The organism is Paraclostridium bifermentans (assembly GCF_019916025.1).
In the GTDB taxonomy this organism is placed as follows: domain Bacteria; phylum Bacillota; class Clostridia; order Peptostreptococcales; family Peptostreptococcaceae; genus Paraclostridium; species Paraclostridium bifermentans.
On the sequence record NZ_CP079737.1, the window covers coordinates 2,489,146 to 2,513,712 of the forward strand.

Below are 24,567 nucleotides of genomic sequence, written 5' to 3' on the forward strand. Positions count from 1 at the left end.
ATTTACTTACTTTCATAGTAACAAATAAAAAAAAGATAACTGAAGTTGATGTATAACTTAGTCATCTTTTTTAGTTTGTTTCATATAAAACTACATGTTCAATTTCTTTTTTGTAAAATCAATTATAATACTTACTTCTTCAACTTTTAATATTACTATTAATACTCCATATGTTAAAGCACCTATTCCTATAGATCCAAATAATGATATAGCTTTTTGTATTGTTCCAATTCCTAATAACCCTGATAACATACTATAAATAACATACGTTGTAATTCCCATTAAAATAGATGCTATTAGTGATTTAATTGTAGTTTTTATTATTTTATCTTGCCCAAAATATCCAATCTTTTTTTTAAGACTTCTAAATAAAATCAATATACATATAATCGCTGATAAACTTGTTGCAAATGCTAATCCTGCATGACCCATAAATTTAACTAATATTAAGTTTAGGATTATATTCATTCCCATAGCCATAGCTCCATTTATCATGGGAGTCTTTGTGTCTTGTAATGAGTAAAATACCTTACCCAATATATCTCTGAGTCCAAATCCAACCATTCCTATAGAATAAAATATCAACGCACTTGCTGTTGTTTTAGTAGCATTTGCATCAAATGCACCTCTTTCAAACAATAAACTCACTATAGGTATAGCTAAAACCATAGCACCTACTGATATTGGAATAACTAAAAGAATTACGCTATTAACACTTTTATAAACAGTTTTTGTAAAGCTATCTTTATTACTATCAGATGACATTTTTGATAGCGCTGGGTATATAGCTGTTCCTATTGATGCTATAAACAATCCCATTACAAAAGAATTTAATCTATTAGCGTAGTTTAAAGCTGAAATACTTCCTTCCAATAATGTAGATGCTAAAGTCCTATCTACCATTGTGTTAATTTGATTCACTGCAACCCCAATAAACACAGGTCCTACTAACCATATAACTTTTTTTATATAATCTTCCTTCAATCCAATTTCAAATTTATATTTATATCCATATCTACGTGCACTTGGAATTTGAAAAACCAGTCTACTTGCCATAGCAATTACTGTACCTATTGGTAATATATATATATTTATCTTAAGGCTCAGTATAATAACTATTATTATAATAATATTGAATGGAATTCCAACAAGCCCTGGAATCACAAAATTTTCTTTAGCTTGTAAAAAAGATGTTATTATACTGCTTGTTCCCATAAACAATGCCCCAAATATCATAATTCTTGTGAATTCTACGGTTAACTTAAAAGTATATCCATCAAATCCCATTGCAAATATCTTTACTACTTGCTCTGTAAATAACAAAACTAATAATACTAGTACCGAACTTAAAATCAAAGTTATATTAAAAATATTATTTGTAAATTTATTGCTCTCTTTTATACTATTACTATTTTCATAATATAAAGGTATAAAAGTTGTAGCTAATGCAATTCCTATTAAAGAAAATAGTGTTCCGGGTATGTTCATAGCAACTATATATGCATCACTGTACAAGGTAGTTCCATAAATACCCCCAAGCACTAATTCCCTTACAAAGCCCAAAACTTTAGATATTATAGTTATTATCATTAACATCAATGTGGTTTTGGCTACTTTATTCATCTTACTCGCCTTTTATATAAAATTGGTAGCTTTATAAGAAGATATATTGCTATAAAATATATTGCATTTAGAGGCATAGCTGCAAAGTATTTTTCTGCATTTAGATAAGATACTAGTGGCATCATAAAAAACGCATTTAACACAGTCCATACACCTGCATCAATTTCATTTTTTGATTTATTATATAAAAAACCATGAAACATTCCTATTAACATATTGCATAGTATAACGCCCATATATCCAAAGTCAGCCATAAAATTTAGATTTGCAGTATATACATTAGTTCTAAATCCACCAGTTCCATATATAGTAGTACTTATTGTGCTTTGAGTTTCAAAATCAAACAATGGAATTATATTTAATGCTTTATATATTATCCTAAATGTCTGTTGACCAAATAAATCACTTGTAAATGTTAAGTTTTTATATACATTATCAAATGCACCTACACCACCACTTAAATAAATAGCAATATTATTCAAACCTTCATTAGGATCTATTTTCCCTGCTAGTTTACCCGCTATAAAAAAGTAAGAAAAAATGAGCCCTATACATAAAATCCCCATGATAAGATACTTAATTTCTAATATTTTTTTATCTCTAGCATTTTCATATTTATCGCTTTTTACTTGAATTTTATATGCTATAAACACAATTATTAATGAATATATTACAAGTATAGATCTTATCCCTAAAATATATCCCATTATAAATACGGCTATGGACGGCATTAATAAAATACTAACTTTTTTACTCCATCCACTAGTCATGTATTCTTTGACTGCAAAGTATAAATATACTACACCTAACATACGACATACTAATATGATATATGTCCATAACCCTAAGTCCACAGCCCCATTAGATCTAGTTTCTCCTTTGTATATCATCAAGTTTCTAGTAAACTCTTTTATATTATCTGATCCTACTATATAATCACTACCAATACTTAAATACACTATAATAGTTATTAAAATTAATATAGTTGATAAAATTGCCTTGTTGGTTGATACATTTAATATCTTTTGTTCATACTTCTTATTTTGTAAATTTTTATTGTTTTTTAAATATAAATTTTCTCTATTTGATGTATTTGCTATCATCATTGTAAATGCAAAACCTGCGTCCACCCACATAATTGCAGTACTCAATATAAAAACTGTAGCTGCTGAAATATTGATACCCCATGTTTCATGAAATATTAATAATCCTATAGATCCTAAAAATACTACACCTTTTAAAATAATTAATGGATGTAAAGTTTCTTTTAATATGATAATAGCTATTAATAGTTGAACAAATATTATTATACTAAATAGTAATTCCATATTAATTTTCCTTTATTATAAATTTTTTTTGTACCAATCTATAGTCAACTCTATGCCATCATTAAAATTATAACTTGGATTATAATTTAATAATTTTCTAGCATTTGATATATCTGCATTTGAATGTTTTATATCACCTTTTCTATCTGGACCATGTATAGGTTTTATATCTTTACATAATAGTTTCTTTAGTGTTTTATATAATTCATTTAAAGAGATTCTACCTCCATATGCTATATTGTAAGCTCTTCCACAAGCTTCTTTTGGAGCTAAACAAGCTCTTAAATTAGCTTCTATTACATTATCTATATAAGTAAAGTCTCTTGAATTTTCTCCATCTCCATTTATAGTAGGTTGTTCATCACTTAAAAGTAATTTTACAAACTTTGGAATAACTGCTGAGTAATAAGAGTTTGGATCTTGTCTTCTTCCAAATACATTAAAGTACCTCATTCCCACAGTTTCTAATCCATATAAGTCAAAGTAATTTCTAGCATATAGTTCATTAACTTTCTTTGTTATAGCATAAGGAGATAATAACTTTCCTTCTCTTCCTTCTACTTTAGGTAAATTAGGTTCATCTCCATAAACAGATGAGGATGATGCATATACAAACCTCTTAACTGAATTATCTCTAGCCGCTGTCATCATGTTTAGAGTTCCTTTTATATTTATTTCTTCATATAACAAAGGCATTTCTATTGATCTAGGAACAGACCCCCAAGCTGCTTGATGTAATATATAATCTATATCTTTACAAATTTCTTGGCATATTTGTATATCCCTTATATCTCCTTCTATAAACTCAAAGTTTTCATTATCCATAAAATATTTTATATTCTCTCTTTTTCCTATTGAAAAATTATCTAAAGCTCTAACAAAATAACCTTTATTTAATAGTGCTTCAATAAGGTTGGAGCCGATAAATCCAGCTCCACCTGTTACTAAAAACTTAGTTCCTTTAGGAAATTGCACGTCTTGGTATCCCAACTTTATAACCTCCAGTATAAGTAATTCTTTAACTGAGCTTCTTTTTTATCAAATATACCTTTAACGTCAACCAAAACTAATTTATCTTCACTGTTTAATATTTCAGGCTTTTCTTCATACAATTTCTTTATAGATTCTAAAGTTAATTCCATATATTCCTTATGTCCTACAGCCACTATAACTGCATTCATATTTTTTATATTTTCAAACTTAGTTAGCTCTATCCCATATTCTCTTTTGACCTCATTTTCATCTGCTATAGGATCAGCAACAAACACATTTATTCCGTATTCTTTTAATTCATTTATTATATCTATAACTTTAGAGTTTCTAACATCTGGACAATCCTCTTTAAATGTCATACCTAAAATTGCTACTTTAGCTCCCTTTACTTGCTTATTAGCTTTTATTAGATTCTTAACTGTAGATTCTCCTACATATTTACCCATTCCATCATTTATCCTTCTTCCTGATAATATAACTTGTGAATGATATCCTATTTGTTCAGCTTTGTGCGTTAAATAGTAAGGGTCAACACCTATGCAGTGCCCTCCAACCAATCCAGGATAAAATTTTAAGAAATTCCATTTAGTCCCTGATGCTTCCAAAACTGCTTTCGTATCTATTTCCATCTTATTGAAAATCATAGACAATTCATTTACAAAGGCTATATTAATATCTCTTTGAGAGTTTTCTATAACCTTAGCGGCTTCTGCTACTTTTATACTCTCTGCCCTATGAACCCCTGCCTCTATAATTAATTCATATATACTAGCTATATTTTCTAAACTTTCTACATCCATTCCAGATACTACTTTAGTTATATTTTCTAATCTATGAAGCTTATCTCCGGGGTTTATTCTTTCTGGCGAATATCCAACCTTAAAATCAACGCCACACTTCAGATTAGATTCTTCTTCTAATATAGATATACATACCTCTTCAGTAACTCCAGGATATACAGTTGACTCATATACTACTATAGATCCCTTAGTTAAATTTCTTCCTAAAACTCTACTTGCTCCAATTATTGGTGTTAAATCTGGAGTTTTATCATCATTTATAGGAGTTGGAACTGCAATTATATGAAACTTAGCTTCTTTTAATTTAGTTTCATCACTTGTCATTAAAGCTGTTGTTTCTTTTAAGGCTTTATTTCCAACTTCATTAGTAACATCAATTCCTTGTTTATATAGTTCTATTTTTTCTTTATTTACATCAAACCCTATTACATTTACTTTATTTGCAAAAGCAATTGCTAATGGCATACCTACATATCCCAATCCAATTACTGATAAGTTTTCTTTTTTATCTTTTATTTTCTGATACAATTCTAATGTCAATTTAAAATCCTCCTTTCAACTTATGATATATTATCATTAGTTGAAATAAATTTAGCGGGAACCCCACCTACTATAATGTTGTTTTCTACATTTTTAGTTACCACAGATCCTGCAGCTACTAAACTTCCTTCTCCTATTGTTATCCCACTTGTGACAACAACATGAGACGCGCACCAAGTTCCTTTTTTTATATGAATAGGCTTGCTTATTCCTTTGTTTTTTACAACTCCATTTTCAAATATATGGTTTGTTGTAGCTAATACACTCATTGGCCCAATAATAACATAATCATCTAAGATAATTTTTCCCTTAGCATTTATATAAACATTGTGTGAAATATAACAATTGTTTCCCACATGTAAATTTTCTGGACTATTTATGGTAACTAGGGGTGCGATTTGCAGTTTTTTACCGCTTGATCCTATAAATGGTTTAATTAAAAATCCTCTAATTAGGTTTGTATATAAATGATTTGGAAATAATGATGTAATTAAAAACACCATGTGTATTGGTATGTTTCTGAATATAAAGTTTAAATATATTGATAGCTTTTTATTTAATCTCATAATATTCTCCATTACTTAAACTAGATTTATTTCAATATAGAAGCAGATTCTTTAAATCTTTTAAAAAATTCACTTCTTCTAGCTTCTAATTTATTATTTTCATATTCTTTTGCTTTTTTAAAGTTTATAATTGCTAGTTCTTCTCTGTGCATATTTACATATTCAAAAGTATTTACAAATTCTTTATATGATTTTTGGGGATATATACTTTTATCTATAAGTAACTCAGGTATTCCTCCTGCATCACTTCCTATAGCCGGACATCCTCTATTTAATGCCTCAATCAATGATCTTGGTAGCCCTTCTGTTAAACTTGGTTGAACGTATATATCTATAGTATCTAGCCAATCAAATACTTCAGCATGTGTTAGTACTCCCATAAATTTAACATTTTCATAAGAGTCATATTTTTTAGCTACATTTTTGAGGTAGGAATTGTCTCCACCTCCAACTAGCTGATACTCTATTTCATATCCTTTTTCCTTTAAAACTTTTATTGCTTTAATTACGTTTTGTTGTCCTTTATATCTAGATCCCACAGTTGCACAAGTACCTAAAATAATTTTTTTATTTAACTTTTCACTTTGTATTTGCTTCAATCTATTTTGTAATACATCTTCATCATTTTTAGGTAACATAACATTTGAACAAGATATACTTTTCCCTTTAGTTGGATATCTATTTTGTAAAAACTCATTAGTTACATAAACAACATAAGGAGCTTCTTTGATTTCTTTTTTACACAGCTTATACATTATTGGAGCTAGAATCTTTCCATATATACTGTGATTCCATAAAGCATCAAATGGACACCCTACCATTTCAACTAAATAAGGTTTATTTAATTTTTTTATATACTTCAAAGACATTAACCCTATAAAACTAGGTAATCTTACAATTAAATATTCACTTTGTTTTATCTCATCTTCTATCTGTTTTCTCACTTTTATTTTCAGTATATCTTTTATACTATTAAACGTAATAAATGATATATTTTCGCTTATTGTATCTGAAAACTTTTTTTCATTTATGTTTGCTTTAGTATGACAAGCCATAATTTTGATTTTCCCAAAGTTTTGAATATATCTATCACAAAATTTATCATCAAATCCATATGAACAAAAATACTCATCTTTAAACTTAGGAAATTTATGATCATGTATAAATAAAAGACTCATAGTTTATAAACCTCTTTCTATAACATCTTTGTAATTTTATTTATCTTATCAATATAGCTTTTTATTACTATATCTCTGTCAAATTCTTTTTCTGCTTTAATCCTACTATTTAAACCCATTTCTTTCTTTTCTTCAAAAGATAGATTTATAAATTTTTCTATAGAGTTTTGTAAGCTTTTATAATCTTTGGATTTACATAAATATCCATTGTATCCATCATCTACATTATCCTTACACCCATATGTGTCACAAGTTATCAATGGTCTTCCTATTGCTGCACCCTCTTGAAGTACAGTTCCTCTTCCTTCTCCATATGATGGTAATACTATACAGGATGATTTTTTCATTATCGCTTGGATATCTGACCTATGACCTAAATAATTTATAACTTTTAACTTTTCATATTCCTTTAATTTATTTATATATATATCTTCATCAATTGCTCCAACTACATCAAACTCTACATTCAGATGTTTATCTTTTATATTTTTAGCACTTTCTAAAAACTCTTCTATTCCTTTATCTTTAATAATTCTAGCTATAAAGGTAAATTTAATTTTTTCATTATTAGGGTATTCATTGAATTGAAATTCTTTAAGATTTACTCCTGATCCTGGAACAACACTTATCTGTTGTTGATTTGCTATTATCTTTATGTTTTTATAAAAGTCTTGATTGTCTTTATTTAAGAAAAATATATGACATGCGTTTTTGAATGAAAATTTATTTAATTTTATTAATACTTTTTTTATCCATAAATCTCGTATAAATACACTACCTAACCCTGTAACTGTATGAATTACTTTTTGGTTCAAACTTCTACACGCTATGCCTCCATAAATATTAGGCTTTATAGTGTACGTAAGAACTAAGTCAGGTTTTATTTTCTTTATAATTTTTATATATTGGATTAATAACTTTAACTCTTGTATAACATTCATACCTCTTCTGTTCATAGGAGTTTCTATAAAATTACATCCCATATCTTTAAACTTTTCAACTTTTTCTCCATATGGTAAAGCTATTGTTACATCATATCCAAGTCTTAACAATCGCTGAGGCAATTCTTTTCTAAAGTTATACAATCCTATATCATTGTTAGCTAAAATTAGAATTTTTTTCATAAGACACTCCTTAAAACATTTGTGTAATTATATTTATTACCTTCTTTATATCATCTTCGTTCATTTTCGTATCTGATGGTAAACATATGCCTCTATTAAATAAATCTGCTGACACACTTTCTATATCTAAAGAGCTAAAAAATTTATATTCTTTAAAAAAAGGCTGCATATGCATTGGTTTCCATACTGGTCTACTTTCTATATTTTCTTTTTCCAAAGCCAATATTATATCTAATGGTTTAATTTCAGAGTTTGCACTTATTATAGCTGCAGATAACCAGTAATTTGGCTTACCAAAGTTACATACATTCATCATTTGTATATTATCTATATCTGTGAAAGCACTTTTATACGTTTCATAAATCTCTTTTTTCTTTTCTATTCTTTCATCAAGCACTTTCATCTGCCCTATGCCGATCCCGGCAACAACATTGCTCATTCTGTAATTAAACCCTAATTCTTTATGCTCATAATGTCTCTCATTTTCTCTAGATTGAGTCGCCCAAAACAAAGCTTTTTTTATATATTCTTCATTATCTGAAACCATCATCCCACCACCAGAAGTAGTGATTATCTTGTTTCCATTAAATGAATATATACCTATATCGCCTATAGTTCCACTTTGAGCTCCTTTGTAAGTTGCACCTAAAGACTCAGCCGCATCTTCTATAATAGGAACATTGTATTTATTACATATATCTTTTAACTTATCGTAATCTGCACTTTGTCCATACAAATTAACTACTATAACAGCCTTTGGCATTTTGTTGTTTTTCTCTGCATCATCAAAAGCTTTTTGAAGTGCAATTGGGCTCATGTTCCAAGATCCATACTCAGAATCTATAAATACAGGCTCCGCACCTTGATATATTATAGGATTTGCAGTAGCTGAAAAAGTTAATGTTGAACAAAATACAATATCTCCTTCTCCTACTCCTAAACACTTAAGTGCTAAATGTATTCCGCTAGTTCCACTAGCTAAGGCTGTAGCAGCTTTTGAATTTGTGTATTCACACACTGCTTTTTCAAAGTTGTTAACATTTGGTCCAAGTGGGGCAACCCAGTTTGTATCAAATGCTTCATTTATATAATTTAACTCCTCTCCTCCCATATGAGGAGAAGACAAATATATCTTCTTTTTCATTTTTATAACCTCTATTATTTTGATTTTGCAGGACATCCAATTGCAACAACATTTGATTGTATATCATTTATAACTGTAGCTCCTGCACCTATTATTGTTTTTGATCCTACACTTTTATATTGAATAATAGTTGAGTTTGCACCTATATGAGTTTCTTCTCCTATAGTCACTCCTCCACATAGTGTTGCTCCAGGTGATATATGGCAAAAATCACCTATTTTATTGTCGTGTTCTATAATTGATCCAGTATTTATAATCACATGACTTCCAATTTCACTATTTGCATTTATTACAGCTCTAGCCATAACAACAGTTCCTTCTTTTATATCTGAACTTTTACTTACAATAGCACTAGGATGAATAGCTATGAAATATTTTAAATCTTTAAATTCACTATATATCTTCTTTCTTGTTTGATTGTTTCCTATTGCTATTACATACTCAGTGTCTTCACTATTGTAAAGATTTGCATTTTCTATCTTATCAATTACCTTATATCCCATAAATTCTGATATTTTTTCATTATCATCTAATAATCCTTTTATTTTCAAATCTTGACCAGAATCTATCATAGCTTCTATAATTTCAATTATTACAGATGAATGCCCGCCTGCACCTATAACTATAACTTCTTTCATACAATCACCTACTATTGATTACCTTTAAACTTGTCCATAGTTACATGACCATCTTTGCTTATTCCATCTCTTTTTAAAACCTTAAATATAGTTAAAAAAAGAATTTTTATATCAAGTAAGAGATTCACATTATCTACATACTCAACATCCATTTTAAATTTCTCATCCCAATCTAAACTATTTCTTCCATTAACCTGAGCCCACCCTGTCATTCCTGGTCTAACTTCATGTCTTCTAAATTGCTCTTTAGAATATAGATCTATATATTCAACAAGTAATGGCCTTGGTCCAACCAAACTCATATCTCCTTTTAACACATTTATAAGTTCTGGTAGCTCATCTAAACTTGTGCTCCTAAGAAAATTTCCAAATGAGGTTACTCTTTTTTTATCAGATAATTCCTCCCCAAACTTATCATGAGCTTCTAACATTGTCCTAAATTTTACTATTTTAAATACATTCCCATCTTTTCCTACTCTATCTTGAGTAAAAAATATTGGAGATCCTAACTTAACTCTTATTAAAATAGCTATGATAATTAAAATAGGAGAAATTAATAATCCACCTAATGAAGAGCCTAAAATATCAATAGCTCTTTTTATAAACTTCTGCATACACACTTCCCTCCTTCACATCCTTAAGTTTGATTATCAGTACAAGCTAAGTGTAAATCATAGCTTATTGGCGAAACACTTCAAGTCCGTGGTCTTTAGGACTTTGTGTTAAGGAGATAACTATGATTTGCCTTAGTTCCACTAATATCAAGCTTATCTCTTATTTGCTTCTTCAGGTGTAATATAAGTTGGAACTAACTCTCTCATAATAATATCAATTAGCTCTACTCTTTCTTTGTCTACTATAGCTTTTAAAAATTCTAAATTCATCTTACATTTTTCTATATTAATATTGATTGGTTTTCCTATAAATATTTTTTCATGACTGGTGTCAGTTAGTCCTTCCTCACTCATAAGTAGTTCTTCATATAACTTTTCTCCTGGTCTAAGTCCTGTAAACTCAATGCATATATCAACATCTGGTTCGAACCCACTAAGTTTTATTAAGTTTTTTGCTAACTCAACTATCTTAACGGGTTCTCCCATATCAAGTACAAATATCTCTCCACCTTTTGTCATCGCTCCTGCTTGTATAACAAGTTGTACAGCTTCTGGTATCGTCATAAAATACCTAGTAATTTCTGGATGAGTTATAGTTATTGGGCCCCCTTCTTCAATTTGTTTTTTAAATAATGGAATTACACTTCCATTACTACCTAAAACATTTCCAAATCTAACAGCCACAAACTCGGTTTCACTTTTTTCATTCATGGTTTGTATTATCATTTCTGCAGCTCTTTTTGTTGCTCCCATTATATTAGTTGGATTAACAGCTTTGTCTGTAGATATGAGAACAAACCTTTTAACTTTGTATTTATCTGATAAAACTGCTACATTCTTTGTTCCAAATATATTATTTTTCACAGCTTCACTAGGGCTTTTTTCCATAAGTGGAACATGTTTATGTGCAGCTGCATGAAATACTACATCTGGTTTATACTTTTTAAATATATCATCCATACGCTTTTCTTCTCTAATTGATGCTATTACTGTAATTAAATTTAGGCTCGTACCATATTTTCTTACTAATTCTTGTTGAATTGCGTATGCGTTATTTTCATAGTTATCAAGTATTATAAGTTGTTTTGGGTTTAAGTTTGATACTTGTCTACATAATTCGCTTCCTATGCTTCCACCTCCACCCGTAACTAATACTACTTTGTCTTTTAAATATCCACTTATTTCATCTAGGTTTACTTTTACTTGCTCTCTACCTAGTAAATCTTCAATTTGAACATCTCTAATTTTTTTGATATCTACTTTCCCATCTATGATTTCAAATATGCCTGGGATAGTTTTTAATTTACATTTTGTTTTCTTACAAACTTCTATAATATTCTTTTTATCTTTTTTATTTATATTAGCTATAGCTATTATAATTTCATCAATATCATATTTAGTTACTATACTGTCTATGTCTTTTACCATACCTATAATAGGTACGTTATGCATTCTTCTGCATTGTTTTTTTATATCATCATCTACTATTCCTATAGGCTTTTTTAAAAGTTTAGGATTGTTTTTAAGTTCTTGTATCACTATATCTCCTGCACTTCCTGCTCCCACAATAAGGACCTTAGATGGTTTTTCTTTTAATCTACTTCTTATAAAAACTCGCCTACCTGTTCTATAGGTAAGCCTTGCCCAACTAGTTAGCGAAGTTGTTAGTATTAGGTTTAGTAAATAAAAAGTTGTTGAAAATTCTATTCCTATTAGTAAATGTATTGAATAAGTTGTAATTATTGATAATATACATGCAAATACTATTGCTATTAGCTCTTCTTCTCCTGCATATCTCCATAAGTTTCTATAACATTTGCATATAGATAAAATCACTATGCTTACAATAATATAGGTTAAAATTTCATATAAACCTACATCTTGTAATTTATATTTAGAATATATTACTCCATTAGAAATTAGAAAGGCTACTACTATACATACTATATCTGTTGCAATTAAAATTAGTTGCCTAATTTTACACATAATTATCTAGAATAAAACCAGTTATATTAGCTCTTTCTTTTTCTAAATTTTTATTTATCATTTTCTTTGGCACCTTCTTTAGGTCCTAGGTATTCAAGCAAGAATATAATAAATAAAGATATCATAATTCCTAATATTGCTGATATTGCTATAATTGTTGCTTTATTCGGTTTTGCAGGTTTATTTGGAACTACAGCTTTATCTATTACCTTGACATCGTTAGCTTGTGTTATTCTTTTTACTTCTTGTTGAAATGCTGTTGGGATTGCATTAGCTATTTCTGCTGCTCTTTTTGGATTTGTATCTTGAACTGATACTGAAATGATTTGCGTTTTATTAATTGATGAGACGTTTACCTTGTCTGAAAGTTCTTCATATCCACATTTTAAATCAAGTGAATTTTCTACTTCATTTAATACTGATTTTGATTTTATTATTTCTCCATAAGTTACTGCAAGCTTTTCAGATACACTGAGCTGTTCAGTTGTTACTATTTCAGCTCCAGGTTTTTTGTTAATATCTACTAAAAGAGTTGTATTTGCTTCATATACTGGATTTACTCCAAAGAAGCTTACACCTGCACTTACAAATATTGCTATGAATGTTATTAAAAATATTATCCATGACCTTCTTTTTATGATTTGTAAGTAACCTTTTATACCAATATTACCCTCCATCTTTGACCTCCATTGACTTTATTTTGCAATTTTATTGTTTTTTCTACATATTTTTTACCCTTCTTTATCTTATTAAATTGTTTTATTTTATGTGACTATTTTTTTCATTAAAAAAAAGATAACCAACTCTAGTAGGTCGCTCGAATAAAAATATAAATTTTTCTATCAAAGCTAAAGTAAAGCTTTAAAGATAGCTGCAACTTACATTTTTTATTCTTCGCTAACTAAATTTGCTTATGTTATAATATTTAAGTTGTTTTAAATTTTTTGTGTAGAGGGGTGTAATTTTGGTAATATGCTTTAATTTAGTAGTTTTGATATGTTTTTTATGGGCTTATGTGTTTTTCAGAAGTCTTTTATGTTTTGTAAATAGTAAAAGTTTTAATTTTAAAAATGAAGTTATTAATCTTGGTTTATATCTGTCTATTGTTGCAATAATTGCTATGACCTTATTTCCAATTAGATTAAACATTAATTTTTCAGGATTTAAAATTTTCAATTTAATACCTTTAAAGGTTCCTATAAATACACTATTAACTCGTGGTTTAATGTACTTTTTATATCAAAATGTAGGAAATCTACTTTTGTTTATGCCATTTGGTTTCTTTGCTTGTGCAAAAACTAACTGTAACATTAAAAAAGTTGTTTTGGCTAGTTTAGCATTAACTTTATTTATAGAATTCACTCAAGGATTTATTCCTTATAGATTTTGTGAAATAGATGATGTTTGGTTAAATACTTTAGGTGGGTTTTTAGGTTCTTATGTATATATCAAATTTATAAAACTTTTTAAATATATAAAAAGAGATGTCCAATCTTAGTTGGGTGCTTGAACACAAATATAAGTTTTGCTACCAAATCTAAAGTAAAGCTTTAAGGGTAGCTTCAACTTGTGTTTTATATTCTTCGCTAACTAATACATCATCTCTTTTTTTAATTTCTCAAATTATTTATATCTATAAGTTTTTACTTAGAATATCCATTAGGATTGTTTTTGTGCCACTTCCAAGCATCCTCTATTATTTTTTCTAAAGAATCAAACTTAGGATTCCATTTAAGTATTTCTCTAGCTTTTTCACTAGAAGCTACAAGTATATCCGGATCTCCCGCTCTTCTTTCCTCTTCTATGGAAAGTATATTAAAATCAGTTACCTTTCTAGCTATATCTATAACTTCTTTTACTGAATATCCATTACCATTTCCTAAGTTGAAAATATCACTTTTATTTCCTTTTCTTAAGTACTCTAATGCTTTATGGTGAGCATCTGCTAAATCCATAACATGAATATAATCTCTTATACATGTACCATCTTTTGTATCGTAATCATTTCCAAATACACTTATATGTTCTCTTTTACCTAATGGTACTTGAAGTATTAATGGTATTAAATGAGTTTCAGTTTTATGATCTTCTCCTATACTTCCATCAAAGTAGGCTCCCGCTGCATTAAAGTATCTTAATGATACATATTTAGTTTTATAAGCATTGTCAAACCATTTCATCATTTTTTCCATTGCTAACTTTGTTTCCCCATAAGTATTAGTTGGATTTGTTTCATCAGATTCCATTATAGGTATGTTTTTAGGTTCTCCATATGTAGCTGCCGTTGATGAGAATACAATTTTATCAACATTATTTTCTTTCATAACATCTAATAAACACATCATTCCATATACATTGTTATGATAATACTCATATGGTTTTTCCATACTTTCTCCAACTAATGAATTAGCGGCAAAATGTATAACAGCCTCTATTTTATTTTCTTTAAATATTTTATCTAAACTTTCTTTATCTCTTATATCACAGTTATAAAACTTATCAGTTGATAAAGCACCTTTATGTCCTGTTAATAAGTTATCTACTACTATTACATCTTCATTTTGTTCAATAAAATATTTAGTTGTGTGGCTTCCTATGTACCCAGCTCCACCAATTATAAGAATGCTCATCTCTATCCCTCCTAATTTATAAATATAATTAAATTATTTGAATTCCCCCCTTCATTATATCTCATTTTACTGTTAACTCTTTCCAATTCAACTTAATATTTATTATATAAAATTTTTCATAAAATAAAAAGGTTAATCTTCATAATATTCAAACACCTCAAAAAGACGACTACTATTAGTCGTCTCCTTTATTTAATTATTCAATATCTAAAGCTACTTCTTTTCCAATGCCTAAATTTTGAATAGTTAATTCTTTATGTTTTACTTTTGTTTTTAAAAACTCCATGAAATCATTTCCTAAATCTTCTCTTTTTAAAGCAAAATCAATAGTCGCTTCTAAAAATCCTAACTTATCTCCAACATCATATCTTCTTCCTTCAAAGTTATATGCATATATAGCTTCATGTCCTCCTAAAGTTTTTAGAGCGTCTGTTAATTGAATTTCTCCGCCTTTTCCAGGTTCCTGGTTTTCAAGTATTTCAAATATAGCTGGAGTTATTATATATCTTCCTAATATAGCAATATTTGATGGTGCTTCTTCTACTTTTGGTTTTTCAACCATATCTTTTACTTTATACATTCTATCTTCTATAAACTTTGCATCTAATATTCCATATTTATCAGTATTTTCTTTTTCTACTTCTTGAACTCCTAATATAGATGTATTGTACTCATTATACGCCTTTATAAGTTGAGCCAAACAAGGAACTTCATTGTCTACAATATCATCTCCTAATAAAACTGCAAACGGCTCATCTCCTACGAAGCTTTTTGCACAATATATAGCATGTCCAAGTCCTTTGGGTTCTTTTTGACGTATGAAATGTATATCTACCATATTAGATATTTCTTTTACCATTTCAAGCATATCAGTCTTACCCTTTTGTTCAAGCTCTATCTCTAACTCAACAGAACGGTCAAAATGATCTTCTATACTCTTTTTACTTCTACCTGTAACTACAAGTATTTCTTCAATACCTGATTTTACTGCTTCTTCTATTATATATTGTAAAGTTGGTTTATCAACTATAGGTAGCATTTCCTTAGGTTGAGACTTTGTTACCGGTAAAAATCTTGTACCAAGTCCAGCTGCCGGTATTATTGCTTTTCTTACTCTCTTTTTCATATATTCACCTCTAAATAAATTTCAATACAACTTTTTAGCTATTTGCTTTACTTGCTTTACCTATTTGAATTATTTTTCACCAATTTTATTCATCTTCTATTACTATTTTTAGTGAACCAAGATTCAAATTCCATTTAAGTATACCATTGACTTTTCCCTAAATCTAATAAAAGCTGAATTTTCTGCTATGCTTTCTTCATATATAAAAGGTATGTAAAGATCAATCATCTTTATAATTATTTTATCCCATAATATATTTTGAGTTACGTACACTATTGTTCTTTTAATTGCGCTTTACTTTTTTATTCTACTATATAAACTACTAAATTTATCTAATATACGAGTTTTTTCATTCTTTTTTAATTGAATTATATTAATCATCGATTCATTTATTGATATCTTAGCCAACGTTAATTTTTTCACATTAGTTGTTTGTATCTTATTTCAAATTTATTAATTCTAATTCACTATAATTGACTCACTCCATCTTAAAATATTTACAATATACTAAACCGATTTAATCAATTTAAAATCGATTATACATATAGAAAGTCAGAATAAATAGTAATTTATTCTGACTTTCTATATAAAAATACTATTGAAAAAATTAAAAATAAGGCTAATCCATGCGTCAACATTAATGTTGATATGAATGATGTATTTAAGTAATATATATATATAAATATTACTCCAAATAATATACTATTCATGTTTGTACATCTCAATATATTATAAATTAAACCTATAACTAAACTAAATATAATAACACCAATCCATCCAAATGAAAAATACCCTTCTGTTAGCACACCTACATTTGCATTTGATCCAGCTTTTTTCATAATTCCATCTCCTATATACATAGATAGAGATGAGTATCCATGTAAAACTGAATCTTGCTTTCCTAATATTGCCCCTATCGGAGAATGTAGTCCATATGTATAATTTCCTGTAAAAAAATCATAATAAATATTATCTAAATATGGAGGTATAAAAAATACTCTCCTAATAAATCCATCTAATAAGAACGTATTTCCTGATATGTAGTATAATAGAATTCCAAAAATAGATATTATTGTGACTAACTTTACAAATATTATAGGCTTATCTATATAATCCCCACGATAGAATATTATTACAGCAAATATGCCTATAAATATACTTTTTACTGCACCACATAAGAAAATATATAAAATTATAAATAAACTTAGAAAAAAAGTATTCTTTTTTTTATATTTTATAGAATACGCCATAAGTATAGGTGCCCCTACTCTTGTAAGAGGTGATACTAAGTAGCCTAGTATCCCCATATTAATTTCTCTAAAATCTAATCTTGTATCATAAATATCAATTAATAATAAATTCTTCAAGTTTATTTTATCTATATATTTAATAATAAATGGAATTAATAGAATTAATGATACAATCAATATCTTCCTTAATATATTTTGATTTAACTCTATATTATATTTTGAGGGTTTAAAATTAAATTTAATATTACTTACCAATAGTATCGAACCTAACATTATTAGTGTAGCTATTGTAGGCTTGAATGAATATTCATTATATTGATATACAATTACTGTCCCATAAAGATTATATACCAATAATATATTCCATATAGCATAAATTATCTTATCTTTTATAAAGATTCCCATCAAAGTAAATATACCTACTATAGAAATCCCCAATGTAAATCTACTTATTTTAAAAATAAAATTAAATCCCATATAATTATATACATCAGATATAATTAAACAATACGCAAGCGATAAACTAATAAAACATATTATTTCATAGAGAAATAATTTTAACCTTTTTTTTGAAATTTTATGATTTAATACCATATTTAAATGCTCCCTATAAAATAATTCAACTTTTAGTTATATTTTCATATATACTTATATATTTTTTAGCAACTGTATTCCAATTAAATTCATAAATTTTATCACGCTTAAAACTGCTAACTTCATTATAGTTTTTTATTAAATCTTCTATCTTTTCACAAATGTTATCTATGTCATTATAATTAGCAGAATATCCAACATATCCATCCTTAAAATATCCATCAAATCCTTGACCTTTTGTGTATATTACTGGTACCCCTTGTGTTAATGCCTCTACATATACCAGTCCAAAAGTTTCATATTGAGATACCATTGCAAATATATGAGCATCTTTATATAATTTAATTAACTGTTCCTTTTCCATATATCCATGAATTTTAATATGTTCCACATCGGAACTAGATAGTTTTTTTATTTTTTTTAATCTATTTCCTTTTCCAACTAAATTTAAATTTATGCAATACCCTTTTTGATTGAGTAATTTTGTTGCATGTATTAAACTTTCTACATTCTTATTTTTATTAAACTCGCCTACATAGATCAAGTTGATTTGATTATCTATTTTCTTTTTTTCCAAACATATATTCTCTATCCAAAATTGATTAACTCCATTTGGTATAACTTCCAAATTTAATTTCATATCTTCATCTATATAATTTTCTAACATATAGTCTCTATATGAATGAGATATAAATATAACTTTTTTAGCACTTTTCATTATTTCTAACCCTAATGTTCTTAAATGCGGCATGTATTTAAAAAAAACATTGATATCTGTATTTCTAACTGCTACTATGTAATCTATATTCTTTTCTTGCTTTAATTTATATGCTATATACCCATTTACAAACAATGAATGAGCATGAATTACATCAACATCTGAAAGGTTAACCTTATTTAGCATATCTTTATATATTTTTTTCATTTTTAACTTAAAATTAAGTCTATCTAAATTATTGAAATTTTTTGAGTATATATAATTTGTGCTTTTTAAACCATCTTTATAATTCTTATTTATAAGTTTATCAGAGTTAATAGGTATATATACTTCATTACTTACCCCTAATTCATCTAAATTAGTTATAAGATTTTTATAGAGTTTTGATCCTATATAATAAGAACATATATGTAATACTTTCATAAATTCTCCTTTGTTTATAATCTCCAGTATATAAATTCATTTTTATCTAAATCACTTTTATTGTATATACCTTTTATATCTATTAATACCTTTTTATCATCATTATACATCCCTGTTAACTGTTCTATACTCATTTGTTTAAAATCATTATGTTCTACTGCATATATAACTGCATCAACAGAATTAAGTTCATCTATTGAGTTAAGCTGTATTTTATATTCATCAAAAGCTTCTTGTTTATCTGCAATGGGATCATAAATTAAAACCTCTATACCGTAGTCCTTAAGCTCATTTATTATATCTATAACTTTTGTGTTTCTAGTATCTGGACAATTTTCTTTAAATGTAAGTCCTAATATTGCAACTTTACATCCATTTATTTTTTTCTCTGCTTTTATAAGTTTTTTTATTGTATTTTCAACTACATAATTAGCCATTCCATCATTTATTTTTCTTCCAGATAAAATTATCTGAGAGTGATAACCTAATTCTTCTGCTTTATATATAAAATAATATGGATCAACTCCTATACAGTGTCCTCCTACTAAACCTGGCTTGAAATTCAAAAAATTCCATTTAGTACTTGCTGCTTTTAATACCTCTTGTGTATCTATACCCATTTTATTAAATACCATAGCTAATTCATTCATAAATGCAATATTGATATCTCTCTGCGAATTTTCTATGACTTTTGCAGCTTCTGCTACCTTTATGCTTTCAGCTCTATATACCCCAGCCTCAATAATTATTTCATACACACTTGCCACAATATCTAAAGTATCTTGATCACACCCAGATACTATTTTAGTTATAGTTGTCAGTGTATTAATTTTATCCCCTGGATTTATTCTTTCAGGTGAATATCCTACTTTGAAATCTTTCCCATACTCTAATCCTGAAATTTCTTCTAATATAGGAATACATATTTCCTCTGTAGTTCCTGGATATACAGTTGATTCATATACAACGATAGACCCACTTGTTAAATTCCTAGCAAGAGTTCTAGTTGCTCCTATAACAGGTTTTAAATCTGGAGTTTTATCACTATTTATAGGTGTAGGCACCGCTACTATATGAAATTTTGCATCTTTTATATCTGCTTCATTGTATGTAAATTTCACAGAAGTTTTTCTTAGTTCTTCATTTCCCACTTCCTTTGTTGCATCATATCCATCTATATAATTTTGTACTTTTTCTTTGTTTATATCAAATCCAATTACATTTACGTGTTTTGCAAATTCTACCGCTAATGGTATACCTACATATCCTAATCCTATAATAGATATATTTTCTTCTTTTTTTAAAATTTTATTGTATAAATTCACTTTATAACCTCCATTATATATTGCCAATTGATTCATATTGTATTGAAGATGATTTTTCATAACAATTACGCCCATCTAATATTATTGCATTTTTCATAAGTTTTTTATAATTATTCACATCAAATCTCTTTATTTCGTCCCATTCTGTAAATATGAAACATATATCTGCACCTTCTATAGTTTCTTCTATAGATTCACAATATGTAATTTCATTTGGATATATTTTTTTAAAATTATCCATTCCAACAGGATCCCAAGCTTTTATATTAGCTCCATCTTCCAATAATATAGGAATGTTAACCAGAGATGGAGCTTCTCTTAAATCATCAGTCCCTGGTTTAAAAGTCAGGCCTAATATAGCAACTGTTTTCCCCTCCAAACTTTCATAGTATTTACGAGATTTTTTTATAAGTTTTATTTTTTGATTTTCGTTTACTTCTATAGCTGCTTTTATAGTTTTTAGCTCATAATCATGAAAATTTGCCAACCAGTGAAGAGCTTTTGTATCTTTTGGAAAACACGATCCGCCATAACCTATACCTGCATTTAAAAATTTATTTCCTATTCTATCATCATATCCCATACCTTTCGTAACATCATTTATATTTGCTCCAACAATTTCACATAAATTAGCAATTTCATTTATATAGGATATTTTAAGTGCTAAAAAATCGTTTGAAGCATATTTTATCATTTCAGCACTTTTTCTATTAGTTATTATTATCGGTATGTCAAATCCAGAATAAACATTTTTCATTACTTCACTAGCTTCTTTATCCTCTACACCTACAACAATTCTACTTGCTTGCAAGGTATCCTTTACCGCAGTTCCTTGAGCTAAAAACTCTGGATTTGAAACTACATCGACCTTAACATCAAATTTTAAATTATCTTTTATAATCTTCTCAACTTTATCATTAGTTCCAATTGGTACTGTAGATTTTACAACTACTACACAGTTTCTTTGAATACTTTGTGCAATTTGTTTCGCCACATTATATACATAACTTAGGTTAGCCGAACCATCCTTTTTCTCCGGAGTTCCTACTCCTATAAATATGACTTCGGCATTTTTATATGCTTCTTCATAATTCGATGTGTAATTTAGATTTTTTTTGTACTTTCTCATTAAAATTTCCAAATTTTCCTCATAAATAGGTGACTTTTCATTCCTCATCATTTCTAATTTATTTTCATCAATATCAACACAAGTAACCTTATGCCCTTTTGACGCTAAGCATACTGCGGTTACTAGTCCCACATATCCTGTCCCAGCTACAGCTAAATTCATGCTATTCAACTCCTTATGTTCATCTATTTTAGTTTTAATAATTTAATTACCACCCAGCAAGAAATATGCCATGAAGATCTTATTATTGATAAGTTTTCTATTTCTCTATATAAGTACCAGTGATATTTAACTAATTTTATTTTATTTCTTGATAATGAATTTTTTCTTAACCTATACAGCATAAGAGTATCATCTAATCCATATGCATATTTTTCTGATTTCAAAATTTTTAACCATAAGGCATCATCATTTCGCTTTCTTATATTAGGGGTTTCAAATTTACCTAAATTTTTTGCATTGTAAACTACAGTAGAATTTCCAATAGGGCAGCTTAAAAGAACGCCATTATAATCTACTTTTTCCTTAACTTCTATTGAAATACCATTTTCTTTTCCATCTTCATCAATTTGTTTATAGTTAGTACAAGTAAAATTATAATTGTTTTTTTTCATCCAATTTATTTGCTTTTCTAACTTATCATTAGTCCATAAGTCATCACTATCTAAAAAAGCAATGAATTCTCCTTTAGCCTTATCAACAGCTAAATTTCTTGCTATAGCTGCTCCTGAGTTTTCTTTTAATTTATAATATTTTATTCTATTATCTATTTTTATAAATTCATTTACTATATCCTCAGTTTTATCTTTTGAACAATCGTCCGATATAATTAATTCCCAATTTTCATATGTCTGATTTAAAACGCTTTTTATAGACTCTCCAATAAAATCTTCACAATTATATGTTGGCATTATAACTGATACTAATCCATCCATATACCCAACTCCAATACTTTTTATTTAGTTATTATTACTTCAATTGTCTTTAAAATCAACTTAAAATCTTCTACTAAAGATATATTTTTTATATATTTAACATTAAGTTCTATTTTAGTGGGCATTATGTCTTTTATATATGTTTCTTCTGGACTACTGCTTTCCCCTAAAATATCATTTTCATTTCTAAATTCTATAGATGCGTAATCTGTAATACCTGGCTGTACTAATAATATTTGTTCTTGATACTCATCATACAAATCCACATATTTAGGAACTTCTGGTCTAGGTCCAACTAAACTCATCTCTCCTTTAAATACATTTATAAGTTGTGGAAGTTCATCTAATTTACACTTTCGTATAAATTTCCCCACATTAGTTATTCTGCTGTCATTCCCTATAGTAATCTGTTTGCCTATCTTCTCTGCATCAGTAACCATTGTTCTAAACTTATAGATTTCAAAATTTTTTTTATTTTTCCCAACTCTTTGTTGTTTGAAGAATACAGGTCCTTTTGAGTCTATTTTTATTAATATAGCAATTAGTAAAAGTATAGGTGACAGAATAACCAATCCAAAAAACGATGCTCCTATATCAAATATTCTTTTAAATACCAGATTAATTTTTTTTTTTGTAATTCTTCTCTTATATCTACAAACTCTTTTATATCTTGCATTTGTCCTCCTTAGTTATATATGGCCTACTTATTTAATATTTTTTTTAAACTTTCAACTATATATAGTACATTCGATTCGCTTATAGTCGTATTTAATGGTAATGTTATTTCATTTTTATACATATTGAAAGTATTAGGATAATGCTCTATATTAAATCCTAAATTTTTATAAGCTGTTAATAATGGCAATGGTTTATAATGAACATTAGTTGAAATACCTGACTCAGCCATTTTAACGATAACTTCATTCCTAAATACTTCGTCTTTTCCTGTTAACCTAATTAAATATAAATGACCACTAGATTTATACTCATCAGTACAATGTTTAAGTACTTCTACTCCATCAATTTCATTTAATAGCTCATCATACTTATTTATAATTGCTTTTCTGTACTTAAGTAGTTTTTCATATCTACTTAACTGCCCTAATCCTATCGCTGCCATTATATCTGTCATATTGCATTTATATGCAGGTTCTATTATGTCATACTCCCAAGATCCTATCTTAGTCTTAGCTAATGCATCTTTTGTTTGTCCATGAAGTGATAAACAATTATATTTTTTGTATATTTCTTCATCATCAATTCCATCGATACTCTTCCAAGTAACGGCTCCACCTTCTGCTGTAGTAAGATTCTTAACAGCATGAAAAGAAAAGCTTGTAAAATCAGATATACTTCCACTCATTTTCCCTTTGTAACTTGCCCCAAATGAATGAGCTCCATCAGCTATTACAGTTACCCTTCCTATAGACCTTTGTATTTCATTATTTGCTTTGAATAAGTCTTTTTTGCTATTTACAACATCAAAAATCTTGTCATAATCACAAGGTACTCCTGCTAGGTCAACGCATATAATAGCTTTCGTTTTTTCTGTTATAGCTTCTCCTAATTTTTCATAATCCATTTGGTATGAACCTTCTGCTGTATCAACTAAAACTATCTTTGCTCCAACATGATGTATAACACTTGCTGATGCAGTATATGTATAAGCACTTGTTATAACTTCATCTCCTGGTCCTATTCCTAAAACTCTTAATGTCATTTCCATTCCTGCAGTGGCAGAGTTTAAGCATATAGCTCTATTTGTTGTGCAGTAATCAGCTATCTTTCTTTCAAATTTCTTAGTCTTTGGACCTGTCGTAATCCAACCTGATTTTAATACTTCTACAACATTATTTATTTCAACATCCGTTATATCTGGTGGTGAAAATGGAATATTCATATT

Annotated in this window: 22 protein-coding genes; 1 reads left to right on the forward strand and 21 read right to left on the reverse strand. The window is 28.0% G+C overall.

The genetic code is table 11. The features are described from left to right. Positions 1-90: 90 nt before the first annotated feature. From murJ to KXZ80_RS12045, 12 genes are all read right to left on the reverse strand, one after another. Positions 91-1,623 (reverse strand): murein biosynthesis integral membrane protein MurJ, encoded by a 1,533-nt coding sequence (gene murJ / locus KXZ80_RS11990; RefSeq protein ID WP_021433701.1) that lies wholly within the window; start codon positions 1,621-1,623, stop codon positions 91-93. Beyond that, entirely contained in the window at positions 1,620-2,951 is a 1,332-nt protein-coding gene (locus tag KXZ80_RS11995; RefSeq protein WP_021433702.1) for an O-antigen polymerase, read from the reverse strand. The genes murJ and KXZ80_RS11995 overlap by 4 nt, the downstream gene beginning before the upstream one ends. 15 nt (positions 2,952-2,966) lie before the next feature. After that, positions 2,967-3,941: an SDR family oxidoreductase gene (locus KXZ80_RS12000; protein ID WP_021433703.1), complete on the reverse strand. Its 975-nt coding sequence runs from the start codon at positions 3,939-3,941 to the stop codon at positions 2,967-2,969. Positions 3,942-3,943: 2 nt separating this feature from the next. Next, positions 3,944-5,284, reverse strand: a complete 1,341-nt coding sequence (locus KXZ80_RS12005) for a nucleotide sugar dehydrogenase (RefSeq protein ID WP_038285333.1) — start codon at positions 5,282-5,284, stop codon at positions 3,944-3,946. Between the two features lie 20 nt (positions 5,285-5,304). After that, positions 5,305-5,850, reverse strand: coding sequence for an acyltransferase (locus KXZ80_RS12010; protein ID WP_021433705.1), 546 nt, complete (start codon positions 5,848-5,850; stop codon positions 5,305-5,307). Between the two features lie 26 nt (positions 5,851-5,876). Next, entirely contained in the window at positions 5,877-7,028 is a 1,152-nt protein-coding gene (locus KXZ80_RS12015; protein ID WP_021433706.1) for a glycosyltransferase, read from the reverse strand. Positions 7,029-7,045: 17 nt separating this feature from the next. Further along, positions 7,046-8,152 carry a glycosyltransferase family 4 protein gene (locus KXZ80_RS12020; protein ID WP_021433707.1) on the reverse strand — a complete coding sequence of 369 codons (1,107 nt, stop codon included), beginning with the start codon at positions 8,150-8,152 and terminating at the stop codon, positions 7,046-7,048. Positions 8,153-8,162: 10 nt separating this feature from the next. Beyond that, entirely contained in the window at positions 8,163-9,296 is a 1,134-nt protein-coding gene (locus KXZ80_RS12025) for a DegT/DnrJ/EryC1/StrS family aminotransferase (RefSeq protein WP_021433708.1), read from the reverse strand. 14 nt (positions 9,297-9,310) lie between these two features. Continuing rightward, complete coding sequence (locus KXZ80_RS12030; protein ID WP_021433709.1) at positions 9,311-9,934, reverse strand: acetyltransferase; 624 nt, start codon at positions 9,932-9,934, stop codon at positions 9,311-9,313. 11 nt (positions 9,935-9,945) lie between these two features. Further along, the gene (locus tag KXZ80_RS12035) at positions 9,946-10,548 is read right to left on the reverse strand and encodes a sugar transferase (protein WP_021433710.1); all 603 of its coding nucleotides are present in this window, start codon (positions 10,546-10,548) and stop codon (positions 9,946-9,948) included. Positions 10,549-10,701: 153 nt separating this feature from the next. Next, positions 10,702-12,534, reverse strand: a complete 1,833-nt coding sequence (locus KXZ80_RS12040) for a polysaccharide biosynthesis protein (protein ID WP_021433711.1) — start codon at positions 12,532-12,534, stop codon at positions 10,702-10,704. A 50-nt stretch (positions 12,535-12,584) separates the two neighbouring features. Further along, positions 12,585-13,211, reverse strand: coding sequence for a YveK family protein (locus tag KXZ80_RS12045; protein WP_021433712.1), 627 nt, complete (start codon positions 13,209-13,211; stop codon positions 12,585-12,587). A 314-nt stretch (positions 13,212-13,525) separates the two neighbouring features. On the opposite strand from KXZ80_RS12045, the gene KXZ80_RS12050 reads away from it, so the two are divergent. Continuing rightward, entirely contained in the window at positions 13,526-14,032 is a 507-nt protein-coding gene (locus KXZ80_RS12050) for a VanZ family protein (RefSeq protein WP_223132720.1), read from the forward strand. A gap of 145 nt (positions 14,033-14,177) precedes the next feature. On the opposite strand, the gene galE is transcribed toward KXZ80_RS12050, so the two are convergent. The 9 genes from galE to KXZ80_RS12095 form a co-directional block, all read right to left on the reverse strand. Then, the gene (gene galE / locus KXZ80_RS12055) at positions 14,178-15,164 is read right to left on the reverse strand and encodes a UDP-glucose 4-epimerase GalE (RefSeq protein ID WP_021433714.1); all 987 of its coding nucleotides are present in this window, start codon (positions 15,162-15,164) and stop codon (positions 14,178-14,180) included. 196 nt (positions 15,165-15,360) lie between these two features. Then, entirely contained in the window at positions 15,361-16,290 is a 930-nt protein-coding gene (galU, locus tag KXZ80_RS12060) for a UTP--glucose-1-phosphate uridylyltransferase GalU (RefSeq protein ID WP_021433715.1), read from the reverse strand. A 569-nt stretch (positions 16,291-16,859) separates the two neighbouring features. Next, positions 16,860-18,017: an O-antigen polymerase gene (locus KXZ80_RS12065; RefSeq protein WP_021433717.1), complete on the reverse strand. Its 1,158-nt coding sequence runs from the start codon at positions 18,015-18,017 to the stop codon at positions 16,860-16,862. A gap of 142 nt (positions 18,018-18,159) precedes the next feature. Further along, positions 18,160-19,275 carry a glycosyltransferase family 4 protein gene (locus KXZ80_RS12070; protein ID WP_021433718.1) on the reverse strand — a complete coding sequence of 372 codons (1,116 nt, stop codon included), beginning with the start codon at positions 19,273-19,275 and terminating at the stop codon, positions 18,160-18,162. A 14-nt stretch (positions 19,276-19,289) separates the two neighbouring features. After that, complete coding sequence (locus KXZ80_RS12075) at positions 19,290-20,600, reverse strand: nucleotide sugar dehydrogenase (protein ID WP_021433719.1); 1,311 nt, start codon at positions 20,598-20,600, stop codon at positions 19,290-19,292. A 13-nt stretch (positions 20,601-20,613) separates the two neighbouring features. Then, complete coding sequence (locus KXZ80_RS12080) at positions 20,614-21,891, reverse strand: UDP-glucose dehydrogenase family protein (protein ID WP_021433720.1); 1,278 nt, start codon at positions 21,889-21,891, stop codon at positions 20,614-20,616. Positions 21,892-21,914: 23 nt separating this feature from the next. Continuing rightward, complete coding sequence (locus tag KXZ80_RS12085) at positions 21,915-22,664, reverse strand: glycosyltransferase family 2 protein (protein WP_021433721.1); 750 nt, start codon at positions 22,662-22,664, stop codon at positions 21,915-21,917. A 20-nt stretch (positions 22,665-22,684) separates the two neighbouring features. Further along, a complete protein-coding gene (locus KXZ80_RS12090) occupies positions 22,685-23,302 on the reverse strand; it encodes a sugar transferase (RefSeq protein WP_038285341.1) in 618 nt (205 codons plus the stop codon). Positions 23,303-23,364: 62 nt separating this feature from the next. Beyond that, a complete protein-coding gene (locus tag KXZ80_RS12095; protein WP_021433723.1) occupies positions 23,365-24,564 on the reverse strand; it encodes a DegT/DnrJ/EryC1/StrS family aminotransferase in 1,200 nt (399 codons plus the stop codon). Positions 24,565-24,567 lie beyond the last annotated feature (3 nt).

Bases quoted from the DNA above. Each gene is read 5' to 3' on its own strand.
- murJ (WP_021433701.1), bottom strand. From the start codon at position 1,623: ATGAATAAAGTAGCCAAAACCACATTGATGTTAATGATAATAACTATA.
- KXZ80_RS11995 (WP_021433702.1), bottom strand. From the start codon at position 2,951: ATGGAATTACTATTTAGTATAATAATATTTGTTCAACTATTAATAGCT.
- KXZ80_RS12010 (WP_021433705.1), bottom strand. From the start codon at position 5,850: ATGAGATTAAATAAAAAGCTATCAATATATTTAAACTTTATATTCAGA.
- KXZ80_RS12015 (WP_021433706.1), bottom strand. From the start codon at position 7,028: ATGAGTCTTTTATTTATACATGATCATAAATTTCCTAAGTTTAAAGAT.
- KXZ80_RS12020 (WP_021433707.1), bottom strand. From the start codon at position 8,152: ATGAAAAAAATTCTAATTTTAGCTAACAATGATATAGGATTGTATAAC.
- KXZ80_RS12025 (WP_021433708.1), bottom strand. From the start codon at position 9,296: ATGAAAAAGAAGATATATTTGTCTTCTCCTCATATGGGAGGAGAGGAG.
- KXZ80_RS12030 (WP_021433709.1), bottom strand. From the start codon at position 9,934: ATGAAAGAAGTTATAGTTATAGGTGCAGGCGGGCATTCATCTGTAATA.
- KXZ80_RS12035 (WP_021433710.1), bottom strand. From the start codon at position 10,548: ATGCAGAAGTTTATAAAAAGAGCTATTGATATTTTAGGCTCTTCATTA.
- KXZ80_RS12040 (WP_021433711.1), bottom strand. From the start codon at position 12,534: ATGTGTAAAATTAGGCAACTAATTTTAATTGCAACAGATATAGTATGT.
- KXZ80_RS12045 (WP_021433712.1), bottom strand. From the start codon at position 13,211: ATGGAGGGTAATATTGGTATAAAAGGTTACTTACAAATCATAAAAAGA.
- galE (WP_021433714.1), bottom strand. From the start codon at position 15,164: ATGAGCATTCTTATAATTGGTGGAGCTGGGTACATAGGAAGCCACACA.
- galU (WP_021433715.1), bottom strand. From the start codon at position 16,290: ATGAAAAAGAGAGTAAGAAAAGCAATAATACCGGCAGCTGGACTTGGT.
- KXZ80_RS12065 (WP_021433717.1), bottom strand. From the start codon at position 18,017: ATGGGATTTAATTTTATTTTTAAAATAAGTAGATTTACATTGGGGATT.
- KXZ80_RS12070 (WP_021433718.1), bottom strand. From the start codon at position 19,275: ATGAAAGTATTACATATATGTTCTTATTATATAGGATCAAAACTCTAT.
- KXZ80_RS12080 (WP_021433720.1), bottom strand. From the start codon at position 21,891: ATGAATTTAGCTGTAGCTGGGACAGGATATGTGGGACTAGTAACCGCA.
- KXZ80_RS12085 (WP_021433721.1), bottom strand. From the start codon at position 22,664: ATGGATGGATTAGTATCAGTTATAATGCCAACATATAATTGTGAAGAT.
- KXZ80_RS12095 (WP_021433723.1), bottom strand. From the start codon at position 24,564: ATGAATATTCCATTTTCACCACCAGATATAACGGATGTTGAAATAAAT.